Origin of the sequence: Streptomyces showdoensis (assembly GCF_039535475.1) — a bacterium.
GTDB lineage: Bacteria > Actinomycetota > Actinomycetes > Streptomycetales > Streptomycetaceae > Streptomyces > Streptomyces showdoensis.
The window spans coordinates 43,625-62,775 of record NZ_BAAAXG010000029.1 but is presented as its reverse complement, the minus strand read 5'-3'; the positions used below and the strand labels follow the sequence as shown (position 1 = coordinate 62,775).

Annotated in this window: 16 protein-coding genes; 8 read left to right on the top strand and 8 right to left on the bottom strand. The window is 72.8% G+C overall.

Features of this window, described 5'->3' with window-relative positions; translation table 11 throughout:
• The first annotated feature begins 7 nt into the window (after positions 1-7).
• Positions 8-1,117, top strand: a complete 1,110-nt coding sequence (locus ABD981_RS38215; RefSeq protein WP_046907757.1) for a PP2C family protein-serine/threonine phosphatase — start codon at positions 8-10, stop codon at positions 1,115-1,117.
• 111 nt (positions 1,118-1,228) lie between these two features.
• Positions 1,229-2,887: a CAP domain-containing protein gene (locus ABD981_RS38210; RefSeq protein ID WP_123954458.1), complete on the top strand. Its 1,659-nt coding sequence runs from the start codon at positions 1,229-1,231 to the stop codon at positions 2,885-2,887.
• A 12-nt stretch (positions 2,888-2,899) separates the two neighbouring features.
• On the opposite strand, the gene ABD981_RS38205 is transcribed toward ABD981_RS38210, so the two are convergent.
• Entirely contained in the window at positions 2,900-3,940 is a 1,041-nt protein-coding gene (locus ABD981_RS38205; RefSeq protein ID WP_205628159.1) for a saccharopine dehydrogenase family protein, read from the bottom strand.
• A 127-nt stretch (positions 3,941-4,067) separates the two neighbouring features.
• Here ABD981_RS38205 and ABD981_RS38200 point away from each other — a divergent pair, with 127 nt between their 5' ends.
• The gene (locus ABD981_RS38200; RefSeq protein ID WP_046907756.1) at positions 4,068-5,003 is read left to right on the top strand and encodes a helix-turn-helix domain-containing protein; all 936 of its coding nucleotides are present in this window, start codon (positions 4,068-4,070) and stop codon (positions 5,001-5,003) included.
• 28 nt (positions 5,004-5,031) lie between these two features.
• On the opposite strand, the gene ABD981_RS38195 is transcribed toward ABD981_RS38200, so the two are convergent.
• Positions 5,032-6,606 (bottom strand): beta-N-acetylhexosaminidase, encoded by a 1,575-nt coding sequence (locus tag ABD981_RS38195; RefSeq protein WP_046907755.1) that lies wholly within the window; start codon positions 6,604-6,606, stop codon positions 5,032-5,034.
• Entirely contained in the window at positions 6,599-7,759 is a 1,161-nt protein-coding gene (locus ABD981_RS38190; RefSeq protein ID WP_046907754.1) for an ROK family transcriptional regulator, read from the bottom strand. Before ABD981_RS38190 ends, ABD981_RS38195 begins: the two co-directional genes overlap by 8 nt.
• Positions 7,760-7,850: 91 nt before the next feature.
• Here ABD981_RS38190 and ABD981_RS38185 point away from each other — a divergent pair, with 91 nt between their 5' ends.
• From ABD981_RS38185 to ABD981_RS38165, 5 genes are all read left to right on the top strand, one after another.
• The gene (locus tag ABD981_RS38185) at positions 7,851-9,203 is read left to right on the top strand and encodes a Gfo/Idh/MocA family protein (protein WP_345530568.1); all 1,353 of its coding nucleotides are present in this window, start codon (positions 7,851-7,853) and stop codon (positions 9,201-9,203) included.
• Positions 9,200-10,495 carry an ABC transporter substrate-binding protein gene (locus ABD981_RS38180; RefSeq protein WP_046909705.1) on the top strand — a complete coding sequence of 432 codons (1,296 nt, stop codon included), beginning with the start codon at positions 9,200-9,202 and terminating at the stop codon, positions 10,493-10,495. The genes ABD981_RS38185 and ABD981_RS38180 overlap by 4 nt, the downstream gene beginning before the upstream one ends.
• Positions 10,496-10,662: 167 nt before the next feature.
• Positions 10,663-11,634, top strand: coding sequence for a carbohydrate ABC transporter permease (locus ABD981_RS38175; protein ID WP_046909760.1), 972 nt, complete (start codon positions 10,663-10,665; stop codon positions 11,632-11,634).
• Positions 11,631-12,524 carry a carbohydrate ABC transporter permease gene (locus ABD981_RS38170; protein WP_205628238.1) on the top strand — a complete coding sequence of 298 codons (894 nt, stop codon included), beginning with the start codon at positions 11,631-11,633 and terminating at the stop codon, positions 12,522-12,524. The genes ABD981_RS38175 and ABD981_RS38170 overlap by 4 nt, the downstream gene beginning before the upstream one ends.
• 191 nt (positions 12,525-12,715) lie before the next feature.
• The gene (locus tag ABD981_RS38165; protein ID WP_046909706.1) at positions 12,716-14,668 is read left to right on the top strand and encodes a discoidin domain-containing protein; all 1,953 of its coding nucleotides are present in this window, start codon (positions 12,716-12,718) and stop codon (positions 14,666-14,668) included.
• 236 nt (positions 14,669-14,904) lie between these two features.
• Here the strand turns inward: ABD981_RS38165 and ABD981_RS38160 are convergent, their stop codons facing one another.
• From ABD981_RS38160 to ABD981_RS38140, 5 genes are all read right to left on the bottom strand, one after another.
• Positions 14,905-15,057, bottom strand: a complete 153-nt coding sequence (locus tag ABD981_RS38160; RefSeq protein ID WP_165590981.1) for a DUF7638 domain-containing protein — start codon at positions 15,055-15,057, stop codon at positions 14,905-14,907.
• A gap of 63 nt (positions 15,058-15,120) precedes the next feature.
• Entirely contained in the window at positions 15,121-15,654 is a 534-nt protein-coding gene (locus tag ABD981_RS38155; protein WP_046909707.1) for a hypothetical protein, read from the bottom strand.
• 185 nt (positions 15,655-15,839) lie between these two features.
• Positions 15,840-16,544 carry a class I SAM-dependent methyltransferase gene (locus tag ABD981_RS38150; RefSeq protein ID WP_046909708.1) on the bottom strand — a complete coding sequence of 235 codons (705 nt, stop codon included), beginning with the start codon at positions 16,542-16,544 and terminating at the stop codon, positions 15,840-15,842.
• A gap of 35 nt (positions 16,545-16,579) precedes the next feature.
• Complete coding sequence (locus ABD981_RS38145; protein WP_046909762.1) at positions 16,580-17,176, bottom strand: class I SAM-dependent methyltransferase; 597 nt, start codon at positions 17,174-17,176, stop codon at positions 16,580-16,582.
• A gap of 59 nt (positions 17,177-17,235) precedes the next feature.
• Positions 17,236-19,125 (bottom strand): ATP-binding cassette domain-containing protein, encoded by a 1,890-nt coding sequence (locus tag ABD981_RS38140; protein WP_046909709.1) that lies wholly within the window; start codon positions 19,123-19,125, stop codon positions 17,236-17,238.
• Positions 19,126-19,151: the final 26 nt, after the last annotated feature.

The following is a 19,151-nucleotide window of genomic DNA, read 5'->3' as shown; positions in this document are numbered from 1 at the left end:
TGGTGGTGTGGTGGAGCCGAGGAGGACGGGGACCGGCGCGAACCGGCGGAGCTGGCTGCGTGGAGCCCCGCCGCCCCGCTGGGTGCGGGTCCTGCCCGTGCTGCTGCTCGTCGGGGTCGGCGCGGCCTCCGCCACCGACTCCGTGTCGGTGGACATCGGCTTCCTCCTCGGCGCGGTGCCCCCGCTGGCAGTCCTGGCCTACGGCCCCCTGGCCACGGCCCTCCTCGGCGCCGCGACGATCGGGCTGCTGACCATCCCCGTCTTCCATCTGGACCGGCCGGGCAACACCGACCTGTTCACGCTCGGCTTCGTCGCGGCCCTGAGCGTCTTCGTCTCCTTCGTCCGCGGACGCCGGGACGAGCAGCTCGACCTGGAACGCACCGTCGCCGAGACGGCCCAGCGGGCCATCGTCCCCGACGTGCGGCGGCGGGTCGGCCCCGTGCGCTGCGCCAGCCTGTACCGCGCGGCCGAACGCGGCACACTGGTGGGAGGCGACTTCTTCGACGTCCGGCCCGGCCCCCACGGCGTGCGGGCCGTCCTCGGCGACGTGCAGGGGCACGGGCTCTCGGCCGTCGCCACGGTCGCCTCCGTCCTGGGGGCGTTCCGCGAGGCCGTGCTGGACGACGTGGACGCCGAGTCGATCGCGGCGCGGCTCGACCGCCGGCTCGTGGTGGACTCGGCGCGGACCGAGCACGCGGAACTCTTCGCCACGGCGGTCCTCCTGGACTTCGCGCCGCGCGGGGGGTCGGTCCGCGTGCTGGCCTGCGGCCACCCGCCGCCGGTCCTGCTGCGCGGCGGAGCGGTGAGCACCCTGGACCTCGACCCCGGACCGCCGCTGGGACTGGGGCTCGCCGACGTCATGCCCGGCACCGCCGCCACGGTGTCGCTGCTGCCCGGGGACCGGCTGCTCCTGGCCTCGGACGGGGTCGTGGAGACCCGGGACGCCTCCGGCGCCTTCTACCCCTTCGTCGAACGGCTCGCCGGCATGACCGCCGTCGGGCTCGACCGGCTGCCCGACGAGATCTGGGCCGACCTGAACCGCTTCGCCCCCAAGATCCAGGACGACGTCACCCTCCTGATCCTCACGCTGGACACCGCCGGACCGGCCGACGACTGACGGCCGGCCCGTGTGACGTGGGTCATAGCGGGGGTTTTCCGTTTTCCGTTATCCAGGTCCCGGCGGGTGGCTCTCCTTTGCGCAAGGTTCTCCACAAGAGGTGAGTGAGGGGTGGACAGCGTGCAGCGGACCACTGGTTTCGAGCAGCTGACGGACGCGGAGCTGATACGGGCGGCGCAGTACGGCGACACGTGGGCGCGCGAGCAGCTCATGGACGCCTACCAGCCGCTCGTCCAGGCGCTCGCCGCCCGCGCCCTACACGGCCGCCCCGGCGCGGACGCCGCGGTGTACGCGGTGGTGCGGGACACGCTCGGCCGTGCCGAGTTCGCGCTGGGCACCCTCCCGTCGCCGGACGCGTTCCGGCCCTGGCTCGTCGGGATCGGAGTGGCGAGCGTCCTGGCCCACGCGGCGGGCCTGCCCGCCGGGACCACCCCCGGCGCCCTGTGCTGGCTCGACGCCGAGGACGCGGTGCTGGTGGCCCTCGGCTCGCTGGAGGAGACGGGGCTGCTCGGCCGTCACGAGACGGCGGCGGCGCTGAGCTGGTCCCCGCAGGACGTCGCGCTGCGCCTCGAGACGGTACGTGTGCGTCTGGACGCGGCCCGCTCCGTGACGACCGCCCTCGCCCGCGGCCCGCGCTGCCCGGTCCTCGCCGAGCAGGCCGGCACCTGGGACGGCCGTCCGGGCGCCGCCTGGCGTGACCACCTGGCCCGCCACACCGCCCAGTGCGGGCACTGCGCCACCGGCATCGCCGCGCCGCGGGCCACCGGCTCGGCTCCGGGATACGCGGTGGCCGACCCGGGCGCGGCCGGTCCGTCCGTCCCCGCGGCCGCAGCGGCGGGGACGGCGGGCGTGGCGGGCGGGGCCGAGGCCCTCGCCGCGACGGAGACCTTCGCGGCAGTCCCCTCCGACGCGGCCGACGAGCTCGCCCCCGCCGGATGGGACGCGACGGCCGCGGCGGGGCGCCGCAGCACCCGGGCCGGCCGGCGCCGGCGCCGTCAGGCCGACGAGCGCAACCGCCGCCGCGTGGTCGTCGCGGCCGGTCTGGCCGTCGTGGCGGTCACGGGCGGCGCGTTCACGCTGAACGCGGGCCGCGGCGGAGACGGAGAGCTCCTGGAGGCGGGCCGGGCCGGGGCGCCGGACCTCGACCTGCGCCTGTCGAACGAACCCGGCACCCTCACCGCCTCCCCGTCCGCCACCACCGCCTCGCCCTCCGCGACGGGGGCCCCCACCACGCCGAAGAAGCCCACCACCACGCCGAGCAAGGCCCCCAAGACCGCCACCACGACGCCCGCCGCCAAGCGCACCGCGGCCCCCGTCCGTACCACCAAGGCCCCCGCCCCGACGAAGACCGCCTCCACCCCGGCCCGCGACGGCCGGCAGGACTCCGGCCAGAAGTCCAACGCCGACCAGGTCATCGCCCTCGTCAACGCGGAGCGCGCCAAGGTCGGTTGCGGCGCGCTGACCGCCAATGCGACGCTCACCAAGGCGGCCCAGGGACACTCCGACGACATGGCGGCCCGGGACTTCTTCGACCACACCAACCCCGACGGCGACGGCCCCGGCGAGCGCGTGACCGCCGCCGGCTACCCCTGGACCACCTACGGCGAGAACATCGCCATGGGCCAGAGCAGCCCCGAGGCCGTCATGGAGGCCTGGATGAACAGCCCCGGCCACCGCGCCAACATCCTCAACTGCGACTTCAAGGAGATCGGCATCGGCATCCACAACTCCGGCGGCCCGTACTGGACCCAGGTCTTCGGCGCCCGCTGACCGTGCCCCGGGTCAGGCCGTCCGCTCCCGGTGGTGGTCGAAGGTGATGTGCGGGGCGAGGGCGCGCAGGAAGTCGACGGCGTCGAAGAGTTCGCCCGCGGAGGCGACGCCGACGCCCCTGGTGCGGCCGGTCAGGACCCGGTCGACGGCTTCGACGACGAGCGGTGCGGTGACCGCGTAGATGTCCCGGCCACGGGCCGTGGCACGCCGTTCGGCCCCGCCGGAGCGGACCAGGACGTCGACGAGGAAGGTCTGGCCCGAACGCCCGCTGCCGTCGGTGGCGGTGGGGGCGGGGGTGTCGGGAGCCACGACGTCGCGGGCGGCTTCGGCAGTCATGTAGCTGGTCACGTCCGGGATGGACAGGTGCTGGGGGACGGTCACGACATCGGCCATCGTGAACTCCCCGATCACGGGCCGCCGGCCGACCGGCCGGGGGAACTCCCAGTCGAGGGTGGGGGCCGCGTCGGTGCGCCGCTCCCACCGGCCGCCGCGGTAGCGCAGGCGGTGCGCGCCGCGCCGCTCGCGCGAGACGGCACCGGACCGGCGGGTGCCGGCGGTGGGGTGCCAGTCGCTGAGCGCGTAGGCGATGTGCGCCTCGTCGGCACCGGACCAGTCGCCCATCGCCGCGGTGACCAGCAGGTCGCCCAGGCCGCCGAAGAAGGCCATGGCCGGGACCACCAGCGCGCCCGCCTCCGCGGCCCGGTCGCGGTAGTGGGCGAAGGTGTCGAGGTTGGCCTCGATCTCGGCGGCCACGTCCAGGTACGGGATGCCCGCGCGCAGGGCGGCCTCGATCACGGGGCCGGTGGTCGAGGCGAAGGGCCCGGCGCAGTTGACGACCGCCACCGTGCCCGCCAGGGCGCGGTCCAGCGAGGCGGGATCGTCCGCCGACGCGACCCGGGCCTCCAGCGCGTGCTCCTCGGCCAGTTCCCGCAGTGCCCCCGCGTTGCGCCCGGACGGCACGGGGACGAAGCCCCGGGCGAGCAGCTCCGCGACCACGAACCGCCCGGTGTGACCGTACGCCCCGAACACCGCCACCTGTCGGCCTGACTCCATGAGACTGCTCCCCGCACTCGTACCCCCGCGGCGGTCTCGGTCCGCCGCGGCCTGGTGCCCCCATCGTCTCCGGCGGGGTGAGCCCCGTACGAGAGTCGGAAACGACGTGCCCCGTACACTTTCGGACATGCATCGCGTCGCGCTGGCCGTCACCGACGGCATGCTCCACTACGAACTGTCCGTAGCCGTGGAGATCTTCGGATCCGACCTCACCCATGTCGTGGACCCCTGGTACGACTTCGCGCTGTGCGGGACCGGACCCGTGCGCGTCGGGCGCTTCCTGCTGGAACCCGACCACGGCCTGGACCACCTCGCGCACGCCGACACCGTCATCGTGCCCGGCTGGGCCGACACCGACCGCGAACCCCCGGCGGAGCTGCTCGACGCCGTACGGGCCGCCCACCGGGCCGGTGCCCGCGTGGCCTCGCTGTGCACCGGCGCCTTCGTCCTGGGCGCCGCCGGCCTGCTCGACGGCCGGCGCTCCACCACCCACTGGGCCCACACCCGGGAACTGGCCCGACGCCACCCCGCCACCACCGTCGACCCGGACGTCCTCTACGTCGACAACGGCGACGTCCTGACCTCCGCGGGCAAGGCCGCCGCCATGGACCTGTGCCTGCACCTGGTCCGCCTCGACCACGGCGCGGCCGACGCGAACAGGATCGCCCGCCGCCTGGTCATCCCCCCGCACCGCGACGGCGGCCAGGCCCAGTTCATCGCCACGCCCCTCCCCGCCCCGGGCAACCACCCCCTGGCCGAGCTCCTGCCCTGGGTCCTGGAACGGCTGGACCAGCCCCTCACCGTGGAGGACCTGGCCCGCCGGGCCCGCATGAGCTCGCGCCACCTGGCCCGGCACTTCAAGCACATCACCGGCACCACCCCGCTCCAGTGGCTCCACAGCCAGCGCATCCGCCACGCCCAGGAACTCCTGGAGACCACCGACGCCACCGTCGACGCCATCGCCGAGACCACCGGCATGGGCACCGCCACCACCCTCCGCCGCCACTTCCACCGCAGCGTGGGCGTCCCGCCCGACACGTACCGCCGGACCTTCCGCTCCTGAAACGGCGGCCAGTCCCACGGGTCGGCGGTCAGGGCGTCGGGGAGGGGCCGTCGAGCGGTCGGTAGCGGACGCCCATCCGGTCCAGCCGGGACAGGTGCGGGCGCAGCCGCCCCAGGAAGTCGCCGTGGTCCCGGCCCGCCGGTGAGGACCAGGCCACTTCGGCCAGGGCGCACAGCCGGGGGAAGGCCGCGTACTCGACCCGCTCCGGCGTCGGCAGGTACTCCGTCCACAACTGGCCCTGCGTGCCCAGGACCTGGGCCTCGGTCAAGGTCGGGGGCACCGGCTCGTAGCCGTACACCTTCTCCAGGGTGGTGACATGGCCCATGGAGAGCGGTTCCCCCGGGCCGTCCGCCTGGCCGTAGTCGAAGTAGGTCCGGTCGTACGGTGTCATGATCACCTCGTGCCCGGCGGCCGCGGCGGCCAGCGCCCCCTCCTCCCCGAGCCACGACATCACCGTCGCCCCCGCGGACAGCGGCCTCGCCCGACCGGCCACCAGCACGTCGTCCCAGCCGACCGTCCGGCGGCCCCGCGCCCGCAGCCAGGCGTCCAGCTCCCCGACGAACCAGCCGTGCAGCCCGTCGACGGAGAGGCCCAGCTCGCGCGCCCTGCGCCGGGCCGAGGGGGAGGCGTGCCAGCGGGCGGTCGGCACCTCGTCGCCGCCGATGTGGACGAAGGGGGACGGGAACACGTCGAGCACCTCCTCCAGCACGTCGTGGCAGAAGCCGAGGGAGGCCTCGCCGGGATCGAGGATCCGGTCGTGCACGCCCCAGCGGGGCGACACCTCCACGCGCTCCGGCGGGCCGGACGCGTCGCCGCCGCCCAGCTCGGGGTAGGCCGCGATCGCCGCCTGGGTGTGCCCCGGCAGGTCGATCTCCGGGACGACCGTGACCCCCCGCCGGGCCGCGTACGCGACCAGGTCCCCCAGCTCGCGGCGGGTGTAGAAGCCGCCGTGCGGCACCTCGTCGTACCGCTCCTCGGCGAGCGCCCCCGCCATGCTGCGGGACCGCCACGCGCCCACCTCCGTCAGCCGCGGAAGGCGCTCGATCTCCATCCGCCAGCCCTGGTCGTCGGTGAGGTGGAGGTGCAGGACGTTCAGTTTGTGGGCGGCCAGCAGGTCCACGTAACGGAACAGGAAGGAGGTCGGCATCCACCAGCGCGCCACGTCCAGGTGCCCGCCCCGCCAGCGGAAGCGCGGAACGTCCCGCACGGACACGCACGGCAGTTCCCAGCGGACGCCCCGGGCCGGGCGGTCGCCCCACGCCTCGGCCGGCAGCAGCTGGCGCAGCGTCTGCACGCCGCGCAGCAGACCGGTGGGCGCGCCCGCCGTCAGGAGCACCCGCTCGGGGGAGACGTCCAGGCGGTAGCCCTCGGACCCCAGCCCGGCCGCCTCCACCGCGTCGACGGAGAGGACGACGGCGTTGCCGTGCGCGACCCCGGCGGGGGCGAGCGGCAGTCCGGTCGCCGGGCGCAGCAGCTCGCGCAGCAGCGCCGCCGCCTCCCGGGCGCCGGGGCCCGCCGCCAGGGAGGTCGTCGGCGTGAGGGCGAAGGTCCCGGTGCGGCGGTGCACCGAGGTGGGCCGGGGGAGCAGCCGGATCTCAGGCACCCGGCGCTCGCGGGGCCGGCAGCGGGGCGTCGACGTCGTAGAGGCGCGCGTCGACGTGGTCGAGAGCGTGCCGTACGGCTCCGAGGACCACCGCCTGGTCGCCGAGGCCGGAGATCGCGAGGGCGGGCGGCTCCAGGCACAGCGGGTCCAGATGCCGGCGCAGCGGCTCCATCAGCACGTCCGCCGAGCGGGACACCCCGCCGCCGAGCACGACGAGGTCGGGGTCGACCGTGAGCACCAGCGCGGCGATGCCCTCCGCCAGGTCGTGGGCGAACTGCTCCACCGCCCAGCGCGCCGCCGGGTCGCCGGACCTGGCCGCCGCGAAGACCAGACCGCCCGTCTCCTCGGGCGCGGTCCCGGGGGGAAGGCCGGGAAAGGCGGCCAGGTGCGAGGGTGCCCGGTGCCAGCCGACCAGCGGGAGGGCGCCGATCTCGCCGGCCGCGCCCCGGCGGCCCCGGTGCAGCTCGCCCCGGATGAGCATCCCGCAGCCGGTGCGCATGCCGGACAGGACGAAGACCACGTCGTCGACCTGCTGCGCCACCCCGGCCCAGCGCTCCGCGAGGGCGGCCAGGTTGCAGTCGTTCTCCACGAGGACCGGGGCGTCGAAGTCGCGGCCCACCTCGGCCGCGAGGTCGAGGCCGGTCCATTCGGGCAGGCTGACCGAGAGCTTCACCGTGCCGGCTCCGGTCACCACGCCCGTCGTGCCGACGCAGACGGCCAGCACCGCTCCGGCGGGGACCCGGGCGTCGTCCAGCGCCCCGGGGACGGCGGAGCGCATCGCGGCCAGCCGCTCGGCACGGCCCGACGACGCCTCGGCGCGGACCGAGAACCTGCCCGTGACCTCGCCGTCCAGATCGCAGACGACGGCGCGGACGCTGGAGGCCCCGACGTCGATCCCCAGGACGTGTCCGGCCTCGGCACGGAACCGGAACAGCCGCCGCGGCCGGCCCATCCGCCCGCTCTCCCGGGGCGTCTCGCTCAGCCAGCCCTGACCGAGCAGCTCCTCGACGAGCCCCTCGACGGTGGGGCGCGAAAGGCCCGCGCGAGCGGCGAGTTCGGTGAGCCCGACGGGCGGCCCTTCCCGCACCGCGCGCAGGGTGGCCGCCAGGTTGATCCTTCTCAAGCGCGGGCCGTCGCTGCCCCGGATCTTCAACTATCGACTCCTTCCCGGGTATTGACAGGATGTCACTCCACAAATAAAAACATCCTTCATTAGTAAGTCGCAACCCACGGAAGGGCATTCGATGCGGAGTTCCGAAGTCCGACTTGCCGTCATCGGGGCGGGGTTACGCGGTACGGGATACGCCCGCCGTGCCCGGACCACCGGCCGGGCACGCGTGGTGGCCGTGGCCGAGCCGGACGAGGAGCGCCGCACCCGGTTCGCCGCGGAGCACGGCATCCCCGCCGAGAACGTCTTCGCCGACTGGCAGGAGCTCCTCGGCCGGGACCGGCTCGCCGACGCGGCCGTCATCTCGACGCAGGACCGGATGCACGTCGGCCCCGCGGTCCTCGCGGCCGAACGCGGCTACCACCTCCTCCTGGAGAAGCCGATGGCACCGACCGAGGCGGAGGCCGTCCTCATCGCCGAGGCGGCCGAGCGCCACGGAGTCCTGCTCGCCGTGTGCCACGTCATGCGCTACACGCGCTACACCGAGGCCCTCAAGGAGCTCCTGGCCAAGGGGACCATCGGCGAGATCATGAACATCCAGCACCTGGAACAGGTCGGCTGGTGGCACCAGGCGCACTCCTTCGTCCGCGGCAACTGGAGCAACGAGGCCGAGTCGGCGTCGATGCTGCTCGCCAAGGCCTGCCACGACCTGGACTGGATGGTCCACGTGAAGGGAGCCCTGCCCGAGCGGATCTCCTCCTTCGGGAACCTCGTGCACTTCCGCCCGGAGCAGCGGCCCGCGGGCGCCACCGCCAACTGCCTGGACTGCCCGGTGGAGGCCGGCTGCCCGTACTCCGCCAAACGGATCTACCTCGACTGCCTCGGCGATCCGGTCAAGGAATGGTGGCCGCTGTCCGCCGTCACCGACGACCACACCGAGCGGGGCGTCCTGACCGCGCTGCGGGACGGACCGTACGGCCGCTGCGTGTACGACGCCGGGAACGACGTCGTCGACAGCCAGGTCGTGGACATGGAGTTCGCCGACGGCACGACCGCCAGCTTCACCATGACGGCGTTCGCCGCCCTGGAACACCGCAAGACCCGCATCTTCGGCACCCACGGCTCCATCGAGGGCGACGGAGTGCGGCTCCACGTCCACGACTTCGTCACCGACAGCCACACCACGATCGTCACCGACACGGGCAGCGACGCCTCGGCCGCCGAAGGCCACGGCGGCGGCGACGAGGCACTGCTCGACGCCTTCGTCGAGGCCGTGCGCAGCGGGGATCCGCGCTCGATCCGCTCCACCGGGAGCGAGAGCCTGGCCACCCACCGCGTGGTCTGGGCCGCCGAGACCGCCCGCCGCACCCGCACGGTCACCACCCTTTCCCCGCACACCCTCCCGTCGCACCAAGCCCCGTCCCCCCAAGCCCCGCCCCCGCACCCACCGGCCCCCCAGGTCCCACCCCTCACGGAGAAGACGCGATGAAGCAGCTCAGCACACGGGTGACCGCACTCGCCCTGCTCGGCGCACTGGCCCTCACCACCACCGCCTGCGGCAAGAAGAACGGTGGCGACTCCGCCGCCGGGGAGGGGGCGAAGTCCTTCTCCTACACGTCGACCTGGGGCAAGGACGAACCACAGGCGAAGATCTTCCAGGCGGCCCTCGCCGACTTCACCGCGCAGACCGGCATCCAGGTCGACGTGAAGTGGATGGGCCGCAACGGCACCGACAGCCTCGCCACCGAGATGGCCGCGGGCCGGGGACCCGACCTGTTCGACACCGCCACCGACAACATGGGCAAGTTCCGCGCCCAGAACCTGCTGGCCCCCGTGGACGACGTCCTGAACGCGAAGATACCGGGGGAGGGGACGACCGTCGGCGAGGTCCTCTCCACCGCCGCGAAGCAGGCCTCCTCCGACGAGAAGGGCCTCGGCCTCATCCCGCACACCGTCATCTCGACCGGCGTGTGGTTCGACGCGGCCCGGCACCCCGAGCTGGAGACCGCGCCGCCGCGCACCTGGGCCGCGTTCGTCGCCTACCTCGACAAGGCCAAGAAGGCGGGCCGCGTCCCCCTGGGGCAGGACGGCACCGTCCCCTTCTACAACGCGTACTGGTTCTACTCGGCGCTCGTCCGCGCCCAGGGCGCCGGGAGCCTGCACGCCCTCGGCACCGACCCCGCGGCCTGGGACCGTCCCGAAGTCCTCGCCGCCGCGCGGCAGGTGGAGAAGCTCGCCTCGGGCGGGTACTTCCAGAAGGCCTTCACCGCCACCAAGTACCCTGCCGCGCAGGACCGGTTCGCCACCGGCGGGTACGACCTCAACATCAACGGCACCTGGCTGACCAGCGAGATCAAGCCCAAGCTGCCCGCCGACGCGAAGATCTCCTCCTTCCAGTACCCGGCCGGCGGAAAGGACTCCGTCGAGGCGGGCACCCTCGGCTGGGGCGTGAACGCCAAGGGCCGGCACCCGGAGGCCGCGAAGCGGTTCCTCGCGTTCTTCCAGCAGAAGAAGTACACCTCGCGCATCGGCACCGAGGCGCTCAACATCCCCTCCCGCTCCGACGTGCCCGCACCGGCGAACCTGACCGGACTGCAGAAGGCCATCACCGGAGCCACCGCGGTCCACAAGCCCTACGACGGCGCCCCGGGGCTCAACGCCTGGTGGACCGACGTCTTCCTGCCGCTCGACGACAAGCTGATCGGCGGCAAGCTCTCGGCCGAGGAGTTCGTGGCCCAGGGCAAGGAGAAGAGCGCGACGTTCATCGCCTCCAACGGCTGACCCCTCCTTCCCGGCACCCTCGCCGCGGGGCGACCTCCCTCCCAAGCCCATGAGCCCCACCACACCCATGAGCCCCACCACACCCATCAACCGCACGAACCCGACCAACGCCATCACCCCACCAACGCCATCAGCCTCACTCCCCGACGTCCCCGAAGCAGGTGACCATGAGCGCGACAGCGGTCCGTATCTCGCGCGAAACCCCTCCGAACACCTCGGCGCGCGAGAGCGGGCGGCGCGGGCGGCGCACCCCGCGGCCGGCGCGGGAGCGGGCCTTCTGGCCCTTCCTGCTCCCGGCCCTCGTGCTCTACTCCGCCCTGTTCGTCGTGCCCGCGCTGTACGGCGCCTGGGTCAGCCTCCATCGCTGGGCCGGACCCGGTGCCGAGATGTCCTGGCGGGGCCTGGGCAACTACACCTCGCTCCTCCAGAACGAGGCGTTCCGGTCCTCGTTCCTGAACACGCTGGTCCTGTCCGTGGGCGGCGGCGCCGCCGTCTTCGCGGTCACCTTCCTGGCGATGACCGTGCTGCGGCAGGCGAGGGGCCGGGCGTTCATCCGCTCCGTCGTCTTCCTCCCCATGATCATCTCGGCGATCGCCGTCGGCGCGGCGATCGGATTCCTGCTCAACCCCGACGGGGCGGTCAACGACCTCCTCGGCGCGGTGGGGATCGAGGCGCTGCCCTGGCTGGGACCCGAGCTGGTGTTCCGGTGCGTCATCGCCGGCCTGGTCTGGTCGTCGACCGGCTTCTACATCGCCCTGATGATGTCGGCGGTGGACGCGATCCCGCCGCACCTCTACGAGGACGCCCACCTGAGCGGCGCCACCAAGTGGGAGCAGTTCCGGCACATCACGCTGCCGCTGACGTGGGACGTCTTCTCGGTGGCGGCCGTGCTGTGGGTCGTCAACAGCCTCAAGGTGTTCGAGATCGTGCTCGCCTTCACGACGGGCGGCACCCCCGGCAACCCGCCGCTGGAGGCCCGTACCGTCGCCGTCCAGCAGTACATCACCGTCTCCGGCGGCAACACGGTGCCCGAGCTGGGGCAGGGCGCGGCCATGGGCGTGTTCGTCGTCCTGGTCACGGTGGTCCTGATCGTGCTGATCCGTCGCGTCACGCGCCGCGACCGAGTGGAGCTCTCGTGAATCCCGTCCACGGCACCCGCCCGGTGACCCGTTTCGTCGGCGACGTCCTCGTCCCGCGGCTGACCTCGGCCGCGCTCTGGCTGTGGGTGGTCTTCAACCTGGCGCTCGTGGCCTGGGTCGGCCTCCAGTCGCTCAAGTCCCCGGGTGACGTATGGCTCCACCCCTTCTCCCTGCCGTCCGCGCCGGAGTGGCAGAACTGGTCGCGGGCCTGGCAGGCCGCGCAGTTCTCGAAGGCCGCTCTCAACAGTGTGGTGCTCACCGGGGCCGGATCGGTCCTGATCGTCGGCATCGCGGCGCCCGCGGCCTACGCACTCGCCCGCTCGACACGGCGGGTGGCGGGCGGACTGACCGGCTACTTCGCGATGGGCATGAGCATCCCGCTGCAGACCCTGATCATCCCCGTCGTGGTCGTGAAGCTGTCGCTGAGCACGTTCATGGTGGACTGGGTCACCGGATGGTGGGACGACCGGATCACCCTGCTGATCTTCGAGGTCGCGCTCTCCCTGCCCTTCGCCGTGTTCGTCCTCAGCGGCCACCTCCGCTCGCTCCCCCAGGAGGTCGAGGAGGCGGCGGAGCTGGACGGGGCGGGACCGCTGCGGACCTTCGTCCAGGTGATCGTCCCGCTGGCCCGGCCCGGCATCGTCACCGTGCTCGTCCTCAACGTGATCGGGCTGTGGAACTCCACCCTGCTCGTCATGGTGATCGCCCCCGGCGAGGACGAGCGCACGCTGCCCGTCGCCCTGCTCCACCTCTACGGGACGATGCAGTACTCGTCCGACTGGGGCGGCATGTTCGCCGGGATCGGCATCCTCGTCTTCCCGATGATCGTCCTCTACCTGTGGTGCGGCCGGCGCATCGTCGAGGGCATGACGGCGGGGATCGGCAAGTAGGCCCGAGGGCCGGTCTCGGAAGGCCGGCATCGGAGGTCGGCCCCCTCGGAGGTCGGTCCCCTCGAAGGCCGGCGTCGGAGGTCGGCTTCGGAGGTGGGCGTGGTCCCGGCGGCCCGCCCACCTCCGCACGGGCGGGCGACGACTAATGAAATCCCCTTTCTGATGTAGGCGCTTCTCTCTCAGGAGGCTTCATGCACAGCAGACGTACTGTTCTCTCGGCGGCGCTCGGTACGGCCCTGGCCGTCGCCGTACCGCCGGCCGCAGCCCGGGCGGCGACGGGGACCACGTACTACGTGGACTCGTCCGGCGGGAACGACTCGGCCGACGGCACCAGCACGGGCACTCCCTGGCGCAGCCTGGCCCGGGTGAACCAGCAGGTCTTCCAGCCGGGCGACACCGTCCGCTTCCTCGCGGGGCGCACCTGGACCGGTCAGTTCGCGCCCAAGGGCTCCGGTTCCGCGGGCGCCCCGGTCACGGCGACCTCGTACGGGACCGGGGCCAAGCCGGTCATCGCCGGGGCCAACACGGTGCCTTCGGCGGTGCTCCTGGAGAACCTGCGGCACTGGACGCTCGACGGCCTGGAGATCACCAACGGCACGGGGTCGACGACCTGGCGGGTGGGCGTCGAGGTCCGGGCCAAGGACGTCGGCGCCGTCCCCGGGATCACGCTGCGCAACCTGTACGTCCACGGGATCGACGGCGTCGCCCAGGTCGGCAAGGGCAACATCGGCTCGGCCGGCATCCTCGTCGACGTCCGGGGCAACACCGTGCCGACGTACTTCACGGGCATGCTGATCGAGAACAACGAGATCGCCGACACCAAGGCCTACGGCATCACCACCTGGTCCACCTGGATGCAGCGCGAGGGCTGGACCTCGCTGTGGGGCGAACTGAACATCCCCGCCAACGAGTACGGTCCGTTCACCCCCAGCACCGGCCTGGTGATCCGCGGCAACCACGTCCACGACGTCGGCTCCGGCGGCATCAACACCAACCAGGTCGCCGACACCCTCATCGAGTACAACACCGTCGCCCGGGCCACCTCCACCACCACGAACGTCGGCATCTGGTGGTCCGGCGCCGACCGCACCACCGTGCAGTACAACGAGGTGTACGGCGCCCGCTTCGGCGGCCGGGGGCTCGACTGCACCGCCTTCGACGCGGACGCCTCCACGCACGACAGCCTGGTCCAGTACAACTACAGCCACGACAACGGCGGCGGCTTCTTCATCTCCGTCTCGCTGGGCTCCGCCCCCGCCAGCGCCGTCATCCGCTACAACATCAGCCAGAACGACGGCAACGAGATCTTCACCTTCTCCACCAACACCGACGGCGTCGACATCTACAACAACACCGTCTACGTGTCGTCCTCGCCGAGCCGCCCGCTGTACAAGATCGCGCAGGTCTACCACAACCCGAAGAACGTCACCTTCCGCAACAACCTCTTCGTCAACCTGGCCAACCTGCCGTACGACACCGCCGGCATCACCTACCGCAACAACCTCTACCGCGGCGGACCCGTGCCGCCGGACACCGCCGCCCTGACCGGCGACCCGAAGCTCACCGCACCCGGCACGGCCACCTCCCGCGCCGACCTGACCGGTTACCGGCCGCTCACCGGATCCGCCGCCATCGACGCGGGCCTTGCCATCACGGGAAACGGCGGCCGCGACATCCTCGGCACCGCCCTCGCCGCCACCGTCGCGGTCGGCGCCGTCCAGGGCGCCCCCGGCAGCTACGGGGCGCCGATCGCCTCGACCACCATGGGCACCGGTCAGGGCACCGTCGCCGCTCTCGTCGACGGGAGCGAGGCCACCAGCTGGGCGAGCCCGGTCGCCGTGACCCTGCCGGGGGACATCACCCTCGACCTCCGCACCGTCCGCCGGGTCGCCGCGGTGACCCTGGCCACCCACTTCGGCCAGGGCCAGGGCTTCACCCGGGTCGACGTCCAGACCTGGGACGGCACGGCCTGGACCAGCCGGCTCACCGACGCGGCCCTCACCTGGAACAGCAACAGCTCCACCGTGGAGCGCCGCACCCTGACCCTGCCGACCCCCGTCGACACCTCCCGCCTACGGCTCGTCGTGAAGGCGGCCAACCGCCAGTGGGGCAACATCGCCCTCAACGAACTGACCGTCACCTGAGGCCCGCTCGCCGCCGCTCCTAAGGGAGCGGCGGCGAGCCGATCCCGACCCGCTGCGCGTGGAGCTCGGGGCGGACGAGTTCGAGCAGGCGACCCGCACCTTGAGCGGCCCGTCCTTGCGGTCCATGTCAGCTGAGCGCAGAGGTCGGGTGCGAGTCAGGTGCGGGGCTGGCTGAACTTCCATGCGGCCGGACCGTGCGCCGACGCCGAGGCATCGTCCGGAAGGTCGGTGGCCACTCATCCGGAGCGCAGCTCTCCCGCGAACTCGTCGACGGTGACCGTGCCCCAGCGGTCGATGAGCCCGTCGGCGCAGATGACGGGGTCGGTGAGGAAGAACGTCCTGCCGCCGCGGATGAAGGCGTGACGCCCGCGTACCGGGTATGCGGACACCGTCCCGCCTTGTGATGAGTGGTCCGGGTACCGACCACCGTGCGATTCCGCCAGTGGGCGCATTCACCCGTCGGCCGGTGCCTTGCCGCCGACGGCGCGGCGGAGTCGGCCCCACAGCGAGATCGGCGGGGTGCCGCCGACAATCTTGTCGGAAGCGTCGGCCTTCGGCGACGGCTCGGTCCGCTCCTCGCGGAGATCGTCACCGTCTCCCCGGAAGGCGACGGCCTCCTCCCCGATCCCGACGACCTCCAGGAGGATGTCCAGGGCCTTGTCGCCCTGCTCGTGCGGCTCGGTGAGCCAGACGAACGAAAGGCCGAGAGGATTGCCGTCGTGCTTGCTGATCGCGAAGCTGAAACCCCTCAGCCGGAAGAGAACGACGTCGAGATCGTCCAGCCCGTCCCACGAACGCTCCACCTGCAGACGCAGCCGCTGGGCCACGGGCTGCACCGGTAGCGCCAGCCCTCCGATCATCTGGAACAGCGGGGCTGTGTGCTCCCATACGCTGTACTGGTACGCGGGATTCTTGCCGGTGTAGTAGGGCAGTTGCGCAGCAGGTTGCCAATCGGCCTCAGGCCCCGGAACCTCGATCTCCGTCACAGCGGCTCCTCCCCATGACCTCCAGCGAACTGGTGATCAACCTACCTGTCACTCGCACTCGCGCGACGACGGGTCGCGCGGGCCTCCTTCTTCGTGTGCCGCCTCTGCCCGGACGTCCCCTGCACCCACCGCTACGACTGCCGAGCCGGGGGAAAGGTCTCCCGGCCCGCAGGGAGCCTGGACGGTCACGGGCCTGGTGTGCTCGGCGGCCGGCGGGCGGCGTACACCCGGTAGGAGAGGCGATGGTCCCGCTCCGGGGAGTCGATCTCGGTCACCGACTCGATGGTGAGGCCGTGCCGGATCAGGAGCTCCTCCCACAACGCCGGGGCGAGGACCCACATGTGTACGAGGTGCTCGGTGTCCGTCCCCGGCAGGCGCAGCACCTCGGGCCGTGCGGTGACGGAGTCGCACGGCCCGTCGCCGCGCGAGTTGGTGTGCAGTGCGCTGAACACCAGTCGGCCGCCCGGCCTGAGCCCGTCGGTCAGAGCGGGGAGAAGGCGGTTCGGGTCCACGAAGGGGACGCCGCCGACGGAGTAGATCAGGTCGTAGGGGGTGGCCTCGTGCAGGTGGTCCACGGCGTCGGCGCGTACCAGGTGCAGGTGAGGGGTGTCGGGATAGCGGGCGCGGGCGCGTGCGTGCTGGGTGGGAGAGGCGTCGACGGCGGTGACGTGCGCGCCCAGGGCGGCGAGGTGGGCGGCGTGCCGGGCGGCCCCGGCTCCCAGGTCCAGGACGCGTAGACCGGCTACGTCGCCCAGGAGATCGACGCTGGGGTCCGCCTGCGGGATGTCCCAGGACCACTGGTTCAGTTCCGGCAGGTCGAAGGTCCGGTCGAGCTGGTGACGGCCGTAGAGGTCCCAGGTCTCGGCGGTGCGTTGTTCGATGTCGAGCACGACGGTCTTCCCTCCAGGGGCGGGGCGGGCGGCTTTCAGGGGCCCAGCGCGTAGCAGCGCAGGACGTCGAGGTCGGCGGTGCGCACCGTGGACCAGCCGGTCGTGAGCAACTCGGCGTCCGTGGGGGAGATGCCGAGCCGTGTGAGGGCCGGGTCGGTGCTCGTGCGGCGGCCGGCGATTTCGGTGACGACCCAGAGGGTTCCGCCGGGTGCGAGGAGGTGGCGGACGCGGTCCAGGAAGGCCGGCTTGTCGCCCATCCACCGGTAGACGAGCCGACAGGTGATGAGCGCGTAGGCCGGGGCGGGGAGAGTGGTGAGGTCGCCCGTGTTGACGTCCAGGCACCGCCAGGTCGGTTCGGGCCCGGGCCCGTGGTCGGCGTCGTGGGCTGCGGCGAGCGCGACGGCGGTGGGGGAGCAGTCGATCCCGGTCGTGCGGTAGCCGAGCTCGTGCTGGAGGTACCGGGCCAGGGTCCCGTCGCCGCTGCCGACGTCGAGGGCGGGGCGGTCGAGACCCGGACCGAGGTGGTTCGCCATCAGCTGCCTCTCGGTCGCGCACAGCCGCCGGTAGCGGCGGCCGCCGGCCCACAGGGGCTCCCAGTAGGCAGGGTTCGCGGTGGACTTGGTGGTGGTCACGACGTGCCTCTCAGGGGAGTGCGGTACGGGGGCGAGGAGGAGGACCACGGGGTGGTCGGTCAGCGGTCCTGGGACAGTTCCAGCAGCTCGGCGAAGGTTCCGCCGCCGTGGGCGAGGTCGTCGTACCGGCCCTGTTCGGTGATCCGGCCCTCCTCCATCACGATGATGTGATCGGCGATCCTGGTGTTCTCCAGCTGATGGGTGACCACGATCGTGATGCGGTCGGCGGCGATGGCCTTGATCCGCTCGAAGATCTGGTGCTCGCCGCGCGGGTCCATCTGGGAGGTGGGCTCGTCGAGGATCAGCAGCGCGGGCCGGCGGTACAGGGCCCGGGAGCAGGCGATGCGCTGCCACTGGCCGCCGGAGAGCTCCGTACCGCCGAAGACGTCCCGGGCGAGGAGGGTGTCCAGGCCCGAAGGGAGCTCGTCGACGGCCCCGCGCAGGCCGACGGCGTCGATGGCCTCCCACACCGGGGCGTCGTCGACGGTGCGGGGCTGGCCGAGCGTGACGTTCTCGCGGAGGCGCAGCGGCCACTGCGCGAAGATCTGCGGCACCAGGCCCGTGTTCGCCCACACGGTGGCCGGCTCCACTCCGGCGAGATCGGTCCCGTTCCAGGCCACCGTTCCCTTGTCCGGCAGGTAGATCCCGGTCAGCAGACGGGTCAGGGTGGACTTCCCCGAACCGTTCGCCCCGACGATCGCGAGGACCTGGCCACGCCGCAGGGTCAGGGAGACGCCTTCCACGGCGGGCTTGTCCTTGCCCGGGTACCGGTAGACGACCTCCTCCAGGCGGATCTCCTCGACCGGCCCGCTCAGACGGCGGGGTCCCCGCCGGGGCGCGCGGGCGGCCGCGTCGTCGAGGAAGGTCTGCATGTCGCCCAGGTAGAGACTGGTGTGAAAGACCGCGGCGCCGTTGACCACGACCTGCGACAGGGCGGCGAGCAGCGTCTGCACGGCGATGACGGCCGTCGCGGCGAGCGCCAGGTCGACCCGGCCCGAGACCGCCAGCCACGCCAGAACGCCCCACGTCGCCATGAGGAAGAGGCCGCCCGCCAGCGCGGACAGCAGGGCGATCCGCAGGGTCCGCGGTGCGGCGGCCAGGGTGCGCCGGTCGCACCGGTCGGAGAGGGCGCGGTACCAGAAGACGAGGTAGCCGGTCATCGAGTTCGCGCGGACCTCGTCGCTGTACTTCGACTCCGTCGCCCACCAGCGCATCATCCCGCGCACGTTGCGGTCGGCGATGTTGCCGTAGTGGATCTCGTAGTCGACCCGTGCGCTCAGGACGGCCCCGACACCCGCCGGCAGCACGGCGAGGAGGAGCAGCGGCAGCATCAGCGGGTTCAGGACCGACAGCACCCCTCCGGCGGTCACCATGCGGATCACCGCGGACACGAGCCGCTGCGCGTCCGTCACCATCACATGGGTGCGCATCACCCCCATCTCGGCCGCCTCGCGCCGGTCCGAGAACCCGTCCTCCGCGTACGCCACCGCCTCCACCCGGCACACCGCCTCGACCAGAGCCGAGTCCGTCTCGGTCGTCAGCCGCGGTGTGATCCGCCGCTCCGCGTACGAGGCCACCGCCCCCGCCGTACGAGCCACCCCGGAGGCGACCGCCACCACCAGCAGGGCCGGCAGCGCGCCGCGCAGGCGGTCCCCGGCGCTGCCGGCGCCGAGCACCGGCTCCATGGCGCGGGCCGTGGCGGTCAGCAGCACGGCGGCGGAGACGCCCGTGAGGAGCTGGCAGCCGAGCAGCAACTGCACGGCCCGCCGGTCGATCCGCCAGGAGAGGCGGCCGATCCGGCCGAGGACCGCCGGGATCCGGGCGCACACGCGCCGGAAGGAGACCTCGGCGAGCGGATTGACGGAGTACTGCCCGGTGTACGTGATCTCCGCGGGCGGTGGCGGCGGCGGGGTGGCGCCCTGAGCGGGGTCCGGGGCGGTCGAGGTCAACGGCGTCCTCCTGAACGGTCGTCCGG